12 protein-coding genes are annotated in these 16,245 nt (G+C 69.8%); 4 read left to right on the top strand and 8 right to left on the bottom strand.

The window, feature by feature from the left end; all coding sequences use genetic code 11:
• Nucleotides 1-20: 20 nt before the first annotated feature.
• The 3 genes from EIK80_RS08435 to EIK80_RS08425 all read right to left on the bottom strand — a co-directional run bounded on the left by EIK80_RS08435 (nucleotide 21) and on the right by EIK80_RS08425 (nucleotide 4,250).
• Nucleotides 21-284 carry a DNA-binding transcriptional regulator gene (locus tag EIK80_RS08435; protein WP_125156510.1) on the bottom strand — a complete coding sequence of 88 codons (264 nt, stop codon included), beginning with the start codon at nucleotides 282-284 and terminating at the stop codon, nucleotides 21-23.
• 87 nt (nucleotides 285-371) lie between these two features.
• On the bottom strand, nucleotides 372-3,200 hold the full coding sequence (locus tag EIK80_RS08430; RefSeq protein WP_125156509.1) for an ATP-dependent DNA helicase: 2,829 nt from the start codon (nucleotides 3,198-3,200) through the stop codon (nucleotides 372-374).
• 60 nt (nucleotides 3,201-3,260) lie between these two features.
• Nucleotides 3,261-4,250 carry a tetratricopeptide repeat protein gene (locus tag EIK80_RS08425; RefSeq protein ID WP_125156508.1) on the bottom strand — a complete coding sequence of 330 codons (990 nt, stop codon included), beginning with the start codon at nucleotides 4,248-4,250 and terminating at the stop codon, nucleotides 3,261-3,263.
• Between the two features lie 145 nt (nucleotides 4,251-4,395).
• Between EIK80_RS08425 and EIK80_RS08420 the strand changes: the two genes are divergently transcribed.
• Both EIK80_RS08420 and pdeM read left to right on the top strand, forming a co-directional pair.
• Complete coding sequence (locus EIK80_RS08420) at nucleotides 4,396-6,846, top strand: ligase-associated DNA damage response DEXH box helicase (RefSeq protein ID WP_125156507.1); 2,451 nt, start codon at nucleotides 4,396-4,398, stop codon at nucleotides 6,844-6,846.
• Nucleotides 6,843-7,550, top strand: coding sequence for a ligase-associated DNA damage response endonuclease PdeM (pdeM, locus tag EIK80_RS08415; protein WP_125156506.1), 708 nt, complete (start codon nucleotides 6,843-6,845; stop codon nucleotides 7,548-7,550). Before EIK80_RS08420 ends, pdeM begins: the two co-directional genes overlap by 4 nt.
• Nucleotides 7,551-7,565: 15 nt before the next feature.
• Here pdeM and EIK80_RS08410 read toward each other — a convergent pair whose 3' ends face one another.
• The 4 genes from EIK80_RS08410 to EIK80_RS08395 form a co-directional block, all read right to left on the bottom strand.
• Nucleotides 7,566-8,027: a DUF3429 domain-containing protein gene (locus EIK80_RS08410; RefSeq protein ID WP_125156505.1), complete on the bottom strand. Its 462-nt coding sequence runs from the start codon at nucleotides 8,025-8,027 to the stop codon at nucleotides 7,566-7,568.
• A gap of 3 nt (nucleotides 8,028-8,030) precedes the next feature.
• The gene (locus EIK80_RS08405; protein ID WP_125156504.1) at nucleotides 8,031-8,819 is read right to left on the bottom strand and encodes a TIGR02186 family protein; all 789 of its coding nucleotides are present in this window, start codon (nucleotides 8,817-8,819) and stop codon (nucleotides 8,031-8,033) included.
• Complete coding sequence (locus EIK80_RS08400; RefSeq protein WP_125156503.1) at nucleotides 8,816-9,739, bottom strand: sulfite exporter TauE/SafE family protein; 924 nt, start codon at nucleotides 9,737-9,739, stop codon at nucleotides 8,816-8,818. Before EIK80_RS08400 ends, EIK80_RS08405 begins: the two co-directional genes overlap by 4 nt.
• A gap of 74 nt (nucleotides 9,740-9,813) precedes the next feature.
• Nucleotides 9,814-12,768, bottom strand: coding sequence for an SEL1-like repeat protein (locus EIK80_RS08395; RefSeq protein ID WP_125156502.1), 2,955 nt, complete (start codon nucleotides 12,766-12,768; stop codon nucleotides 9,814-9,816).
• A gap of 209 nt (nucleotides 12,769-12,977) precedes the next feature.
• Here EIK80_RS08395 and EIK80_RS08390 point away from each other — a divergent pair, with 209 nt between their 5' ends.
• A complete protein-coding gene (locus EIK80_RS08390) occupies nucleotides 12,978-13,193 on the top strand; it encodes a hypothetical protein (RefSeq protein ID WP_125156501.1) in 216 nt (71 codons plus the stop codon).
• On the opposite strand, the gene EIK80_RS08385 is transcribed toward EIK80_RS08390, so the two are convergent.
• Nucleotides 13,190-14,854 (bottom strand): bifunctional lysylphosphatidylglycerol flippase/synthetase MprF, encoded by a 1,665-nt coding sequence (locus EIK80_RS08385; RefSeq protein WP_125156500.1) that lies wholly within the window; start codon nucleotides 14,852-14,854, stop codon nucleotides 13,190-13,192. The genes EIK80_RS08390 and EIK80_RS08385 overlap by 4 nt on opposite strands.
• Before the next feature lie 174 nt (nucleotides 14,855-15,028).
• Here EIK80_RS08385 and EIK80_RS08380 point away from each other — a divergent pair, with 174 nt between their 5' ends.
• Nucleotides 15,029-16,234: an acyl-CoA dehydrogenase family protein gene (locus EIK80_RS08380; protein ID WP_125156499.1), complete on the top strand. Its 1,206-nt coding sequence runs from the start codon at nucleotides 15,029-15,031 to the stop codon at nucleotides 16,232-16,234.
• Nucleotides 16,235-16,245 lie beyond the last annotated feature (11 nt).

Here is a 16,245-nt window from a genome sequence, read left to right as displayed (position 1 = left end):
TGACGGACGCGAAGACCGCGCTACAGATCCGAGCGCTCCAGCGCCTCGCGCACCACGTCGGGGGCGTGGTCTATGACGCGGAGGTAGGCGGTCAGGGCGGCGTCGGGGCGGACGTCGCCGTGCTCCAGGTCTTCCAGCAGCTTCCGATCTATGTGGAAGCTGCGCGCGAAGTCGGCCTGGCTCAAGCCTGTGCGCCAACGGACCGCCTGAACCAGGGCGCGGGCGGATCGAGCCCGCGAGGGGGCGGCGGCTTCATCGATCGCGGGGTCGGCGGGTCTGATCATCGGTACGCTCCTACGCCTATCCCCGAGGAGGGCTTCTAGGCTCCGTCGATTGCAGAAATTCGACGGCTTTGAGTCAGGGCGAAGTCTTCAGGCGCCTTGTTTGGCCAGAAAAGCGGCCGTGGCCTCGATCGCCTCGACCAGGCTGACCCGCTCCAGGGTCACCCCCTCGGGCAGGCTGGAGAACAGCCGCGTGGGCGCAGCGGCGTCCAGCATGACGAACACGCCCCTGTCGTCGGCGCGGCGGATCAGGCGGCCGAACGCCTGGCTGATGCGGGCGCGGGCCACGGCGTCGTCATAGCCCTTGCCGCCGAAACGCAGGCGGCGGGCCTTGTGCAGCACGTCCGGACGCGGCCACGGCACCCGGTCGAAGACCAGCAGACGCAGGGAGCGCCCCGGCACGTCCACCCCGTCGCGGATGGCGTCGGTGCCGAGCAGGCAGGCGTCCTCCTCGGCCCGGAAGATGTCGACCAGCGCGCCCACCTCCAGCGGATCGACGTGCTGGGCGTAAAGGGCCAGCCCCTGGTCGGCCAGCGGGGCGGCGATGCGCTCGTGCACGGCCTTCAGCCGGCGGATGGCGGTGAACAGGCCAAGCCCGCCGCCGCCGGCGGCCAGGAACAGCTCGCGCATGGCGGCCGAGACCTGGCGTGGGTCTTCCTTGTTCACGTCGGTGACGACATAGGCCTTGGCGTTGTTCTCGTAGTCGAACGGCGAGACCAGCCGCAGCACCTTGGGCGCGGTCGGCAGGCGGGCCGCGCCGGTCCGCATCTCCGCCAGGGCGAACGGATCTTCCAGAGCCGGGTCGACCAGGGTGGCGCTGGTCACCAGCACCCCGTGGGCCGGCGATAGCACCGCCGCGCGCAGCGGCTCGGTCGGGTCCACCCAGTGGCGGCGGCAGGCGGCGTCGACCACGCGACCGTACAGGAACGTGGCCTCGAACCAGTCGACGAAGTCCGGATCGGTCTCGCTGGGCTCGACGTCGTCGTCCTCGATCGCCTTCAGGATCGAGCGCCAGGCCGGCAGGGTCATGCGGGCGCGGCGGTCCAGACCGCGCAGCGCGCCTTCGATCCGGGCGCGTTCGGAGGGCCCCAGGTGCTCGGCGTCCTCGTCCAGCACATCCTCCAGCGCCCGAGCCAGAGCCAGCAGCGGGGCCTCGATGGCGGCCAGGGCCTTGGCGGCCTCCGGCGCGCGCTCGCGGACCAGATCGGTGGCGGGTCGAGCGTCGCATTGCAGGCCCAGATCCGCGCCGCCGACCCGCTCGCCGACGCGGGCCCGCAGTTGCTCGATTACCGCGACCAGGAAGTTCTCGATCGGCCCGATCGGGTTGATCTGGCCATCCGGCGGCGCCACCCGGCCCGACCACCCTTCGCCCGGCAGGGCGGCGGCGGCGTGCAGGGCCTGGGTCATCGCCCCGCGCGCGCCCTCGCGGTCGCCGAGGATGTCGAGCAGGCGCGCCTCGAGCCCCCGGCCGCGCCGACCGCGCCCCTCGGGCCCGCGGATCCAGCGGCGCAATTCGGCGGCCTCGGCGCCGGACAGGGCGGCCGAGAACGCGCTATCGGCGGCCTCGAACAGGTGGTGGCCCTCGTCGAAGACGATGCGCTTGAGGCTGGTGGTCTCGTTGTCGCCCTTCAGGCCCCGCGCCGTTCGCGCGCCGTCGAAGGCGGCCTGGGTCAGGACCAGGGCGTGGTTGGCGATGACGATGTCGGCGCGCTTGGACGCCCGCACGGCCTTCTCGACGAAGCAGATGCGATAGTGCTGGCAGCCGGCGTGGATGCACTCGCCGCGCCGATCGACCAGGTTCGACGGGCTGGCCTGGGCCGACGGCGGCACCGCCGACAGCGTCGGCAACCAGGCGGGGAAGTCGCCGCCGGTCATGTCGCCGTCGCGGGTCGCCCGCGCCCACCGGGTCGTCAGCGCCAGGCCGATCAGATCGCCATTGCCCAGCTGGGCGCCGTTGATCTGCTCCTGGAAATTCAGCAGGCAGAGATAGTTCTCACGCCCCTTGCGAACGACGGCCTTCCTGGCCCGCTCCTTGGGGTCGGGATAGATCGAGCGGCTTTCGCGCTCGATCTGGCGCTGCAGGGCGCGGGTGTAGGTGCTGACCCAGACCGACGGTCCGTTGGCCTCGGCCCACAGCGAGGCGGGCGCCAGGTAGCCGAGCGTCTTGCCGACGCCGGTGCCGGCCTCGGCCAGCATCATGCGCGGCTCGCCCTCGCGCTCGCGGGGCTGGAAGGCGAAGGCCGCCTCCTTGGCGAAGGTGACCTGGGCCTCGCGCACCTCATCCAGGCCGGAGCGTTTCAGCAGCTCGGCCAGGCGCTCGCCGGCGCGTTCGGGATCGATCGGCCGCGAGCCGGGCTCGCCGGGCGGGGCCTGGTCTTCCCACTCGGCCAGACGCGCCCAGACATCGAGGCCCGAGCCGCGAAACTGGTTGCCGGCCTGAACCGAGCGCAGCGCGCCGATCACGGCGGGGCCCCACGACCAGCCGGCCTTGGCCAGGGTCTCGGCGACGGCCAGGGCTTCTTCGCGCGACGGGACAGGCGCCAGGGCCAGATCGCGCAACAGGGCGTCGGCGCTCTCGCGCAGACTCTGGGCCTGCTCCGCGGCGCCATGCGGTTCACGCAACCCCAGCGCCATGGCCAGACCCACGGCCGACGGGGCGCAGAAGGTCGCCGGCCGGACGAAGGCATAGAGCTCCAGCACGTCGAACAGGCGGGCGTGGCGCGAGGGCGGCGACAGGTTCAGGCGGCGGGCGGTCATCGCCGCGTGGGCCACCAGCACAGGACCGTGCTCAAAGAGGTCGCGGGCGTCCGGCGGGCGCAGCATCCGCCCCTCGCCCGCCCCGTCGGCCACGCCCGCGCGCGGCCCCGGCAGCACGACGAGCGCGGGGGCGAGATCCAGAGTCGGCGGGAAAGCGGTCACCCGACTCCGTTAGCAGAAACCGCGACGAAACAGAATAAGAACAAGCGCTTCCCTAGCGCCTCAGACGACAGGCACCTCGTCATCGTCGTCGACGCCCTGCAGGCGGTTGATCGCCTTCTGGGCCTTCTGGCGCAGGTCGGCGTCCTTGCTCTCGGCCGCCTTGCGATACATCCGTAGCGCCAGGTCATCGTCGGCCTTGATGCCCTGCCCGCGCTCGCACATGACGCCGAGGTCGTACCAGGCCTCCAGATAGCCCCGATCGGCCGCCATCTGGAACCAGCGCATGGCCTCCGTGTAGTTGACGGGAACGCCCTCGCCGTTGTGGTGCGCGACGCCCAGGTTCGCCATGCCGGCCGCCAGATCGTTGGCCGCGGCGGCGCGGTAGAACTTCAGGGCCTCGGCGGGGTCGAGGCGCACGCCCGTCCCCTCCGAATGCAGCCGGCCCATCTCGTTCATGGCGTCGGGCGAGCCCATCTCGATCGCCTTGCGCAGCAGGGCCACGCCCTTGGCCGTGTCGACCGGCGCGCCATCGCCGTCCAGATAGGCCTCGCCGGCGCTATAATAGCCGCGCGCGGACCCGGCGGCGGCGGCCTTCAGGTACCAGGCCAGCGCCAGGCGCGGGTTCTCGGGCAGCCCCTCGCCGCCTTCGTAGGCGACGCCGAGATTGTACATCCCATTGGGATCGCCCAACCGGGCGGCCTGGGCGTAGAGCTTCATGGCGGCGCGGCGGTCGATCTTCACCCCGTCAGCGCCATCGAAATAGATATTACCGAGCTCGACCATGGCGTCGGGATCGCCGCCGGCCACGCCCTTGCGCAGCCAGGCCAGGGCCTGGGTCACGTCGCGATCGACGCCTTCGCCGTCCAGGTACAGCTTGGCCAGGTCGACATAGCGCGTGGCGTCGCCGTCCTGGGCGCTCCTCAGAGTCGCGGCGAAGGCCGCCTTGGCTTCGGCGGCGCCATCGACCCGCGCGAAAGCCGCGCCGCCGCCCATCGATAAGGACGGCGACAACGCCAAGGCCAACATCGCGGGCAGCACTCTGGTGCGCATCAGGTCCCCACCGTCCCGGATCGTCGCATCGGCGGCCGGGGCGTCAAGGCAGACAACCGCGCGCTCGGCCCCGCGCAACCGGACTCGCCCGATACGGGTTCAAAAGACAGATGAAACAGAAGGGGAACATGCTATATCGCGGTCAATGCTCGCGGCTGACGCCCTTCCTCCCAGGTTTCGAGACTGGTTCGCCGCCCGCGGCTGGAGCCCGCGCGAGCATCAGCTGGCCATGCTGGAGAAGGCGCGCGAGGGACGCGGCGCCCTGCTGATCGCCCCGACCGGCGGCGGCAAGACCCTGGCCGGCTTCCTGCCCAGCCTGATCGAGCTGTCCGAGCGCCCGCCGCGTAACACGCCAGCGGGGGTGCATACCCTCTACATCTCGCCGCTGAAGGCCCTGGCCGTCGATGTCGAGCGCAACCTCCTGACCCCCATACGCGAGATGGGCCTGAAGATTGTGGCCGAGAGCCGCACGGGCGACACCGGCGAGGCCCGCAAGGCCCGCCAGAGGGTGAGACCGCCGGACATCCTGCTGACCACGCCCGAACAACTGGCCCTGTTCTGCGCCTGGGAAGGCGCGCGCGAATACTTCAGCGACCTGCGCTGCGTGATCATCGACGAGGCCCACGCGATCTGGCCGAGCAAGCGGGGCGACCTGCTGGCGCTGGGTCTCGCGCGCCTGCAGCAGTTCGCGCCGTCGATGCGACGGGTGGGGCTGTCGGCGACGGTGGATGATCCGGACCTGGTGAGGAGGTGGCTGGGCGACAGCGGCCGCGACAGTATCGACCTCGTCCTCGGCTCCGGCGGCGCCCAGCCTGTTGTCGAGGTGCTGGTCTCCGGCGGCCGCGTCCCCTGGGCCGGCCACACGGCCGAGCACGCCATGGCCGAGGTCTACGAGATCATCAAGTCGTCGAAGACGGCGCTGATCTTCGTCAACACCCGCTTCCAGGCCGAGTTCGCCTTCCAGCGCCTGTGGGAGCTGAACGAGGACGACCTGCCGATCGCCCTGCACCACGGCAGCCTGTCGGCCGAGCAACGGCGCAAGGTCGAGGCGGCCATGACGCGGGGCGCGCTGCGGGCCGTGGTCTGCACCTCGACCCTGGACATGGGCATCGACTGGGGCGACGTCGATCTCGTCATCCAGCTGGCCGCGCCCAAGGGGGCCTCGCGGATGGTGCAGCGGATCGGGCGCGCCAACCACCGCCTGGACGAACCCAGCCGCGCCCTGTTCGTGCCCGCCAGCCGCTTCGAGATGCTGGAGTGCCGCGCCGCCGCCGACGCCATCCTGGAGAACCATTTGGACGGCGACCCGCCGCGGGTCGGCGCGCTGGATGTCCTGGCTCAGCACGTCATGGGCTGCGCGTGCTCGGAGCCCTTCAAGCTGACCGAGCTCTATGACGAGGTCCGCTCGGCCGGCCCCTACGCCGAGCTCTCCTGGGAAGACTTCGAGACCGTCGTCGACTTCGTCTCGACGGGCGGCTACGCCCTGCGCACCTATGACAAGTTCCGCCGCATCGTGCAGAACGCCGACGGCCTGTGGACCGCGCGCAACGCCCAGGCCCGCCAGCAGCACCGGATGAATGTCGGCGCCATCGTGTCGCCGGGCATGATCAACATCCGCATCGGCGGCGGCAAAAGACCTATGGGCGGCCGCAAGATCGGCGAGGCCGAGGAAGGCTATTTCGAGCAGCTGACGCCGGGCGACACCTTCGTCTTCGCCGGGCAGGTCTGGCGCTACAACAGCCTGGTCGGCGCCGACGCCTTCGTCTCGCCCGCCCCCAACGACGATCCGAAGATGCCCAGCTGGGGCGGCTCTAAGTTTCCGCTATCCACCTATCTGGCCAGCCGCGTGCGCCAGATGATGCACGACGAGCGCGAATGGGCCGCCCTGCCCGCCGACGTCCAGGAGTGGCTGAGCTGGCAGAAGGTCCGCTCGGCCATTCCGGGCGATGGCGAGATGCTGCTGGAGACCTTCCAGCGCGGCAAGCGCTTCCACCTGGTCTGCTATCCGTTCGACGGCCGGCTGGCCCACACCACCCTGGCCATGCTGTTGACCCGGCGACTGGACCGCCTGGGCGTCGGGCCGCTAGGCTTCGTCTGCAACGACTACGCTCTCAATATCTGGTCGCTGCGACCGATGGACGGTCTGGATCTCGACGAACTGTTCGCCCAGGACATGCTCGGCGACGACCTGGAGGCCTGGCTGGACGAGAGCTTCATGATGAAGCGGGCCTTCAAGCACTGCGCCCTGATCGCCGGGCTGATCGAGCGCCGCCACCCGGGCGCCGAGAAGTCAGGGCGACAGGTGACCTTCTCAACCGACCTGATCTACGACGTGCTGCGCAAACACCAACCCGACCATCTGATGCTCCGCTGCGCGCGCCATGACGCCGCCACCGGCATGCTCGACATCGCCCGCCTGGGCGACATGCTGACCCGCGTGCAGGGCCATATCCGCCACGTCCGGCTGGATCGTGTCTCGCCCTTCGCCGTTCCGATCATGCTGGAGATCGGCCGCGAGCGTGCGCCGGGCGACGCCGCGGGCGAGATGATCCTGGCCGAGGCCGAGGAAGACCTGATCGCCGAGGCCATGTCGTGACGCGTTTCGAACCCTCCCTCTGCGGCGGCCTGCGGGTCGGCCTGGCCAATGTCGAGGTCATGCTGCGCTGGTCCGGCGCCCTGTGGCTGGAGCGCGAGAGCACGCTGGTGGTCGCCGACCTGCACTTCGAGAAGGGCAGCAGCTACGCCGCGCGCTTCGGCCAGATGCTGCCGCCCTACGACACCCGCGAGACCCTGGACCGCCTGGACCGTGAGATCGCCCTGCTCTCGCCCGCGGCTCTGATCTTCCTCGGCGACAGCTTCCATGACGGCGGCGGCGAGTCCCGGCTGGCGGCGGACGACTATCGACGGCTGGAAGGCCTGGCAGTCGGCCGCGAGCTGGTCTGGGCGGTGGGCAACCACGACGCCGACGGGCCGAAGGTCCTGCCCGGCGACATCGTCGACGAGGCGGCCGTGGCCGGCCTGACCCTGCGCCACGAGCCAGTCCCTGGCGTCCAGCTGGGCGAGGTCGCTGGCCACTTGCATCCGGCGGCCAAGATCACCAGCGGCCGCGCCACGACGCGCCGCCGCTGCTTCGTCACCGACGGCCAGAGGCTGGTGCTCCCGGCGTTCGGCGCCTTCACCGGCGGGCTGAACATTCTGGACGAGGCGTTCTCGAACCTGTTCGCCGGTCCGCTGCTGGCCGGCGCGCTGGGCCCCAAGCGGGTCCACGCGGTGGGCCGGAAGTCGCTGCGGCCGGACTGAGCGGCCGCGGACAGGTCACATATGCAGCGCCTGCTCCAGCGCGAAGGCCAGGGAGATGGCCGCGCCGGCGGTCAACAGGGTGCGCATCCGCGGACGCCAGGTTGGGCCGTCGTGGTCGGTGACGTCCCAAACCCATTGCAGCAGGAAGACCAGCAGGAAGCCCGACAGCTGCCAGGCCGGATCGAACTTCAGCTCGCCCAGCAAAAGGCCAAAGCCCGCGAGGGGAAACAGCAGCGAAATGCCCAGCACCGACCAGCGCGGACTGGGGTTCTCGATCTCCAGCCCCGTCCGCACGCCGCCGAAGTACGAGACCATGGCGGCCGAATAGGACAGCAGCGCGATCAGCGACGACCTCTGGATGCTGTCGGGGCCATAGCAGAACAGCACCGACGAAACGAAGAAGGGAATGAGGGTCGATAGACCAAAGACCCATACCGCCGGCGGAACCGGCGTCCGCTCGCCCGCGGACTCGTTCATGACTCAACTCCTTCGGAAGGCGACCGAAGCCGCCCACCCTGCCCCGAGCGCGACTATTACCGACACGAGCCCATAGGTCCACGGACGATCTTTGGCGAACACATAGAGCGCCCGCTCGGCGCCGGCCTTCTCGACCACCAGGGCGCGGTCGCGGATCGACACCGGCTTGCCGTCCTGGAAAAGCACGATGCGGGCCGTGTACTGGCCGATCGGGGCCTCGGCTGGCAAGTCCAACTGGGCGCGGAACAGGCCCTTGTCGACGAACCGGACGCCTCGCGGGTCGGCGGCGTAGAGGCCGGCCTTCTCCTTCAGGCGCACCACGGCGCGCCGCCAGTCGAGATAGTCCGCGCCCAAGCGGCTGACCACCACGTCGCGAACGCCATAAGTGGTCTCGACCCGCTGCTCCAGCGGCGCGGCGATGGCCAGGTGCTCCAGCCCCGCCCCCAGATGGCGCAGCGGCGCGAAGCCGGCGATCTCCTGAAGCTCGCGGGTGGAGGCCACGCGGTAGAATCCCGGCGCGCCGCGGAACACCACGGGACGGCTGTTCAGCCACAGGCCCGCCACCTGGGTCTTGCGGGCGATGCGCAGCGGCTGATCGGGACCGCGGACGATGACGACGATGTCGCTGGGCCGGTCCTTGGGATCGAAGACCGCGCCGTAGAGCACGATCCGAGCGCCCCGGAAGCCGGAGCTGACGCGAATCTCGGTGTCGGTCAGGGCGGCGGAAACCGCCGGCGCGGGCGGCGCCAGAACGAGGGGAGGCGCCGGCGGCGCTTCGACGAGCGGGATCATCGCGTCGCCCCGGTCATCAGGACGAAGGCTTCCTCGGGCTTGATGAACAGGTCCGCGCCCATGCGCAGGCCGACCAGCAGCACCAGCAGGGCCAGGAGCGCCCGCAACTCCTCGGCGCGGAAACGCCCCGAGGCCCGGGCGCCCAGTTGCGCCCCGATCACCCCTCCGATCAACAGCAGAGTGGCCAGCACGATGTCGACCGTCTGGTTGCGGCCGGCCTGCAACACGCTGGTCAGCGAGGTGGTGATGACGATCTGGAACAGGCTGGTGCCCACCACCACGGGCGCGGGCATGCGCAGCAGATAGATCATGGCCGGCACCAGGATGAAGCCGCCGCCGACGCCCATCACCGCCGATAGAATGCCGACGAACACGCCCAGCAGAATCGGCGGGATGACGCTGATATAAAGCCGCGAGCGCGGGAAACGCACCTTGAACGGCAGGGCGTAGAGCAGCGCGGGCCGCCGGTCGCGGCGCGGCTTGGGCGGCTGACCGCTCCGGCGGCGCAGGATCGTCCCCACCGACTCCGTCAGCATCAGCCCGCCGATGACGCCCAGGAACAGCAGGTAGGACAGCGACACGGCGAAGTCCGCCTGGCCGATCAGGCGCAGCCAGCGGAACACCTCGACCCCGATGAACGAGCCGATCGCCCCGCCACAGGCCAGCACCCCGCCCATCCGGAAGTCGACGGACCGCTTCCTGCTATAGGCGATGACGCTGGAGACCGACGAGGCGGCGACGTGGTTGGCCTCGCTGGCCACGGCCACGACCGGGGGGATGCCCATGAACACCAGCACCGGCGTCATCAGGAAGCCGCCACCGATGCCGAACATGCCTGAGATGAAGCCCACGAGCCCGCCCAGCACCACCAGCAGCAGCGCGTTCACCGACACCTCGGCGATGGGCAGGTAGAAGTGCAAGGCGCGCGCGACCCTCTCGACGTCAGAGAGATCCCTGATTGCCGGGTGGGCGCGGTTGCGTCAACGCACAGTGGTCAGCGGGCGTAAACCGACAGACGGTTCAGGGTCTCGCCGTCCATCGCACCCGACGCCGGCAGGCCCTGGTCGCGCTGGTAGGCGGCGATGGCCATGCGCAGGGCCGGCGATGCGACGCCGTCGCGCGGACCTTGATAGTAGCCGAGTTGCGACAGCACTTTCTGGGCCATGCCGAGGTTGGCGTTAGCGGCCGGAGCCGATGCGGTCAGGCTGGCCGTCTGGGTCTGGGTTTGCGGACGGAAGGCCAAGGCCGAGCGGTCGGCGGTCTGCTGGGCCTCGGCCGTCAGTTGAGAGCGCAAGGCGTTGGCGCGGCTGCGGGCGGTGGCGTCGCCCGAACGGCCGGCGATCACGTACCACTTGTAGGCCTCGGCCGGATTCTGGCTGACGCCAAGGCCGCTTTCATAGAGCTGGGCCAGGTTGAACTGGCTGTCGACCAGACCGGTGTCGGCGGCCTTGCGGAACCAGCTCGCCGCCGTGGTCGAGTTGCGCGGACCGCCCTCGCCCTTGAAATAGTAGAGGGCCAGATTGTGCATGGCGCGCGGGTCGCCGCCGGCGGCCGCGCGTTCGCTCCAGCGGCGGGCTTCCGGCATGTCCTGCTTCACGCCGCCCTTGCCGCCCTCATACATCTTCGAAAGATAGAACTGGGCGGCGGGATAGCCGCCGTTGGCGGCCTTGCGCAGCGTCTCGAGGCCCGAGCGGTCGCCGGTCTCGATCTTGCGGACCCCGTCCTCGAACAGGGCCTTGGCGTTGTCGGTGGCGACCGGCGCGACGGGGGCGTCGGCCTGGACGGGCGCAGCGCCCGCGGTCAGGGCCACGGCGGCGCGCGGCTGGCCCGGCGTGGTGTCGGCTTCCGGGCGAGTGACCTCGACGTCCGACTTGCGGCCGGCGATGGCGTCGGCGACGCGCGTCGGGGTCGCCCCGCTGCCGTCGGCGCTCAGCAGCATGAATCCGCCGACCATGGCGCCCAGGGCGCCGGCGCCGCCAAACACCATCACGGCGGTGGCGACGGTCGCGCCCAGGCGGTTCTTGGACTTTTTGGCGAAGCCGAAGCCGCTGAACAGCGGCGTTCCGGTCTTTTCCCCCTTCGCGGCCTTGGGGGTCTTGGCCTTCTTTTCCGGCTTGGCCTTGCCCACGACCTTGGCGTCGGCGGCCGCGGCGGCGCGCGCGGCGGCGCGGGCCTGCTCGATGATGTCGCGGGTGGACATCGGCCGGGCGGGCTGGGCCGGCGCGAAGTCGGAGACCTCGGGCTCGACCTCCTCGTAGCGCGGCGCTTCCGGCTCGAAGCCGTCTGCCAGGGCGTAGTCGTCATGCGCGAAGGCGCGCTCTTCCGGTTCGGCGGCCGGGAACTCGGCGATCTCGAAGCTGGGCTCGCGCGACGGGGCGACCGGCGCTTCGAACACGTCCTGATCGTCGTCGAACGAAGACGACTGGCTGAACGAGGCGGACCGCCCGAAATAGGGATCGTCGAACGGCGAGACCGCCGGGGCCGGCGCGACACGGGCCGGCGCGGGAGCGGGCGCGACCGGCGGCGCCGCGGCTTCCAGCTTGCGCTGGGCGTCGTGCAGGCGAGTGTCGATCTTTTCGCGCGCCTCTTCCAGCATGCGGAGCGTACGTTCCTCGCTCTGGCGGATGCGGTCGACCAGCTCCTGGCTGGAGCGTTCGTGGCGTTGGTTCAGGCGCTCGGTGACGCGGGCGACCTGCTCGCCGACATCGTCGATGGCCAGGGCGTTGCGGCGCTCGGCGCTGCCGATACGCTCGGCCAGCTTCTCGGTGATGCGGGCGATTTCCGCGCCCAGCTTTTCCAGGGCTTGCGCCTGGACGCTGTCGGCGCGGTTCAGCTTGTGCTCGACGCTGGCGGCGATGCGCGCCACCTCGCCGCCGACCTGCTCGATGGCCGTGGCGTTGCGCTGCTCGGCCGCCTGGACGCGGCGATTGAAGGCGTCGGCGACGCCGACCACTTCGCGGCCCATGCGCTCGATGGCCTGGGCCGAGCGCTGCTCGGCGGCCTGAACGTGGGCGGCCATCTCGCCCAGCTTGCGCTCCATGCGGTCGAAGCGACCGTCGGCGGATTCCTTCAGCTTGGCGGCCATCTCCAGGCGCGCGGCTTCCATCTTCTGGGTCAGGCTGACGGCCAGGCTGTCGAGGCGCTCCTGCACGCCCGCGGCCGGATTGGCGCCCTCGACCGCGCCCAGACGCTGGTCCAGCGCCGAGAACGACGAGCTCATGTCGCGCAGGGCCTCGCTGGTGCGGGTCTCGGCGGCTTCCAAGCGTTCGCTGAGGCGCGCCACGACGGCGTCGACCAAGGCGGTGGGATCCTGCGGCGCCGACGTCGCGTTGACGCGGGCTTCCAATGCGGCGATCGCCTCGCGGGTGCGGGCCTCGCCGTCATAGAGGTGGCTGGCGACCTTGCCCAAGGCGCCTTCGAGCGCACGAAGCGCCTCGGCCGAGCGCGGCCCGGCCGCCTCGGCTTCCATGCGGCGCGTGCGCTCGGCGGCGCGCGCCTGCTCGGTCTTCAGTTCGTTCACGGCCCCCTCGAAACGGGCGGCGACGGCGATCTGTTCACGCTCCGACTGTCCCAGGCGCGCGAGCGCGTCACGGACGGAATGGTCGATGCCGGAGATGGCGGCGGCGTTGCGGCCCTCGGCGGCCTCGATGCGCTGGGTCAGCCGGTCGAGGGCCAGGGCCACGCGGCCGACCTCGTCGGCCGGATGCTCGGCGATCTCGATACGCGGGGGCGCGTCTTCCTTGACGATTTCCAGATAGGCGCGGCTACGCGCCTCTTCCCGATCCGCGGGCTTGTCCGAGAACTGATCCGCCGCCTGACCATCACCCTCGATGATCATGCGATTGAGCCATTCCCCCAGGGTCATGCCGGAGCGACGCGCGAGGTCCTTGGCGACCTCCCGTGCCTTGGGGTCGATCCCCTTAACGCTCCATGGCGACGCCGCAGTCATTGCGAATCGATCTCCTCGCATCTGAGGAAAACGCTAGTCACCGATTCCTGGGGTGTAAACGCGACCAAAACGCCAGATGTAGTGGCTGCACGATTCACTGTGGAGGAATCGGGACAGAGTCCCAAGGTTCTGTAGCGTGGTTAAAACGCAAGAGGGTTAACGCAGGTTAACCATTTGCCAGGCGGATTGTCGCAGGCCTAGAAGCGGCCATGGACCTGCCCCTAACCATTTCCGCCGCGGTTGCGTTCCTTGCATTTGCACTCGTCTTCGGGTGGCTCGGCGCGCGCCCCATCAACGTCCTAAAGGGTCCGCGGATGGTTCCGTGGCGCCCGTTGATGATGGCCTGCGTGGTCGGCCTGATGCTGATGCTGGTGCATCTGGCGAACCTCCTGGGCGTGCAGACCGGCAACCAGCAGCGCTACTAGGTCGCAGGCGCCGCTGGGGCTTTCTTGGGCCGCTTGGTCAGGCCCGACATGCCGCCAGAGGACAACAGACCGATGTCGGCGAGCAGGAAAGGGATCGCCCATTTGTGGGGCGCGGCAATGTAGCGCGGCTGCCAGACGGGATCGTACTTGTCCTTGTACCGCCGCACGCCCTGGAAATTGTAGATCTCCTCGCCGCGCTCGTAGAGCAGCCGGCCGACGCGCGACATGATCGGCGCCAGCGGCCGGTCCTCGAGTCCCGCCAGCGGGGCCATGCCGAACTCGAACGCCTGGTAGCCCTCGTCCTTGCCCCACTGCAGCAGCTCGACGAACAGATAGTCCATGACGTTCTTGGGCGCCTCGTCGGAGTAGCGCATCAGGTCCATCGAGAACGAGGTCTTGCACGCCGTCAGCCACAGGGTGGCGAAGGCGACGATCTTGCCCTCCTCGCCGCGCACCACCGCGACCGGGAACTCGGCCACGTAGCGCGGATCGAAGCCGCCCATCGAGAAGCTCTTCTCGCCGCCGGCGTGGTGGCTGAGCCACGCGTCGGAGATCGCCTTCAGCTCGTCCATGATCGCCGTGGCGGCGCCGACCGGCAGGATCTCGAAGGCCGCCCCGCCCTCCCCGGCCTTGCGCCAGTTGCGGCGCAGCACCTCGCGGCGGCGGCCAGCCAGGCTGAAGGCCTCCAGCGGCACCGCGGCGCTCTCGCCGGTCTTCTGGATAGCCAGGCCCAGGTCCACGGAGTCCGGCAGGTCGTCGGGGCCCAGGCCATAGAAGCCGGCCCGTGCGGCGTGGGCGTCGGCCAGTTCGCGGAAGCGCCAGAAGAGCTCCATGCGCTCCTCTTCCTTGCCAACCGGCGCGCCCAGGGCGATCCACGACCGCCCTCGCACGCCGAACATCAGGAAGCTCTCGCCCGAGGCCGAGAACAGAAAGCGCTTGTCGCCCAGCAAGGCCAGGTTGGCGCTCGGCTCGGCGTCCTCGGCCTTGGCCAGGATGGCGCGGACGCGGTCGAAGTCCGGATCGGTGTCGTCGACCACGGCGGGCGTGGCGGCGGTGGCGACCAGCCGCCAGACGCCGACGGCCAGCAGCGCGATGGCCGCGGCGATCGAGGATCGGATGGCGCGCGCCGCCTCGTCATGGTCCTGCAGCACCCGGATCCAGGACTTGTCGGCGAACTCGGTGTGGTGGAACGACCACCAGCCCAGAAGGCTGGCCCCGACGATGGCGGCGGCCGCCGACAGCAGCCAGCCGGGCGTGATCTCCATCTTGGTCAGGGCCGCCTTGCGCGGAAAAGCGTCGTGGAACGGCAGGATGAGCAGGAAGCACACCGACAGCATGGCGGTCTCTTCCCAGTTCAGACCCTTGAAGATCGCCAGGACCGCCGAGGCGGCCAGCACGGCCAGCGCCGCCCACCAGGCCGCCCCCAGCCGCGCTCGCAGGCCGAACGCCAGCAGCAGCAGGACCAGGCCCAGGATGGAAGAGAAGAAGTGACTGATCTCGATCAGCAGATCCGGCGCGAAGGCCAGCAGCAGCAGGAACCGGGTCGGCTCCGACGGCGTGGCCCCTGAAGCCAGAAGCATGACGCCAGCCGACGCGGTGAGAATCGCCGCCAGGGTCGGGGCGATCGCCAGGGCCGCGGGCCTGAAAACTGTCGAGGACATCCAGATCCCGAAGTGACGAATCCCCTGCGGGATCCAACAGCGAGCCTCTCTATACCGCGCAAACCGTGACACGGTCGCCAGCCAAGACGCGAACGATCGTTTGAATCGACTTGCCGCCGTCGCCGGGCGGCGTAGTGTGTCGGCCAATAACCGTCCGCTTAGGGAGATGAGACGATGGCCGATTTCGGGGGAACCGAGCTCGACGCCTTCCGCGCCGAGACCCGCGCCTGGCTCGAGGCCAACTATCCGCCGTCCCTGAACGCGCCGATGGGCGAGGACGAAGCCCCGTGGGGCGGCCGCAAGATGGTCTGGAAGAACCCCGACGCCAAACTGTGGCTGGACCGCATGGCCGAGCGCGGCTGGACCGCGCCGATGTGGCCCAAGGAATATGGCGGCGGCGGTCTCTCCAAGGCCCAGAACAAGGTGCTTGAGCAGGAGCTGCGACGCCTGAAGGCCCGCCCGGCCCTGATGAGCTTCGGCATCTGGATGCTCGGCCCGGTCCTGCTGGAATACGCCACCGAGGAGCAGAAGCAGCGTTTCCTGCCCCAGATCGTGCGCGGCGAGATCCGCTGGTGCCAGGGCTACAGCGAACCCGGCGCCGGCTCCGATCTCGCGTCCTTGCAGACCAAGTGCGAAGACAAGGACGACCACTACCTGATCAACGGCCAGAAGGTCTGGACCAGCTACGCCGATCAAGCCGACTGGATTTTCTGCCTGGTGCGCACCGACACCAGCAAGAAGCACGAGGGCATTTCGTTCGTGCTGTTCGACATGACTTCGCCCGGCGTCGAGGCCCGCCCGATCAAGCTGATCAGCGGCTCCTCGCCCTTCTGCGAGACCTTCTTCGACAATGTGAAGGTTCCGAAGGTACAGCTGGTCGGCAAGCTGAATGGCGGCTGGGACATCGCCAAACGCCTGCTCCAGTACGAGCGCCAGAACATCAGCGCCTCGGGCTTCGGCGGCGGCGGTGGGCTCTCGCCCGTCGAAGCGGCCAAGAAGGAGATCGGTGTCGATGGCGAAGGCCGGATCGCCGACGGCGACTTCCGCGCGCGTCTGGCCGCCCATTCGATGGACGCCCACGCCTTCATGCTGACCGTGCGCCGCGCCGAGGCCGAGTCCAAGCAGGGTTCGGGCCCCAGCGCCGCCGTCTCGATCATCAAGTACGCCGCCGCCAAGATGAACCAGGAGCGCACCGAGCTGCTGGTTGAGGCGCTGGGCTTGCAGGGTCTCGGCTGGGAGGGCGAAGGCTTCGCGTCGGAAGAACTGGCCGCCCCGCGCGCCATGCTCCGCGCCAAGGGCAACTCGATCGAGGGCGGCACCAGCGAGGTGAACCTCAACGTCGTCGCCAAGCGGGTTCTTGGCCTGCTGGACCACCAGTAGGGCCATGATCG

The sequence above is a fragment of the Caulobacter sp. 602-1 genome (assembly GCF_003931565.1).
Lineage (GTDB): Bacteria > Pseudomonadota > Alphaproteobacteria > Caulobacterales > Caulobacteraceae > Caulobacter.
Note: the sequence above shows the minus strand (reverse complement) of the source record. Positions and strands in the feature narration are given on the sequence as shown.

What these genes read in the sequence shown, in the direction of transcription:
- EIK80_RS08435 (WP_125156510.1), bottom strand. Translation starts at nt 284, where the DNA reads ATGATCAGACCCGCCGACCCCGCGATCGATGAAGCCGCCGCCCCCTCG.
- EIK80_RS08425 (WP_125156508.1), bottom strand. Translation starts at nt 4,250, where the DNA reads ATGCGCACCAGAGTGCTGCCCGCGATGTTGGCCTTGGCGTTGTCGCCG.
- EIK80_RS08420 (WP_125156507.1), top strand. Translation starts at nt 4,396, where the DNA reads ATGCTCGCGGCTGACGCCCTTCCTCCCAGGTTTCGAGACTGGTTCGCC.
- EIK80_RS08410 (WP_125156505.1), bottom strand. Translation starts at nt 8,027, where the DNA reads ATGAACGAGTCCGCGGGCGAGCGGACGCCGGTTCCGCCGGCGGTATGG.
- EIK80_RS08405 (WP_125156504.1), bottom strand. Translation starts at nt 8,819, where the DNA reads ATGATCCCGCTCGTCGAAGCGCCGCCGGCGCCTCCCCTCGTTCTGGCG.
- EIK80_RS08395 (WP_125156502.1), bottom strand. Translation starts at nt 12,768, where the DNA reads ATGACTGCGGCGTCGCCATGGAGCGTTAAGGGGATCGACCCCAAGGCA.
- EIK80_RS08390 (WP_125156501.1), top strand. Translation starts at nt 12,978, where the DNA reads ATGGACCTGCCCCTAACCATTTCCGCCGCGGTTGCGTTCCTTGCATTT.
- EIK80_RS08385 (WP_125156500.1), bottom strand. Translation starts at nt 14,854, where the DNA reads ATGTCCTCGACAGTTTTCAGGCCCGCGGCCCTGGCGATCGCCCCGACC.
- EIK80_RS08380 (WP_125156499.1), top strand. Translation starts at nt 15,029, where the DNA reads ATGGCCGATTTCGGGGGAACCGAGCTCGACGCCTTCCGCGCCGAGACC.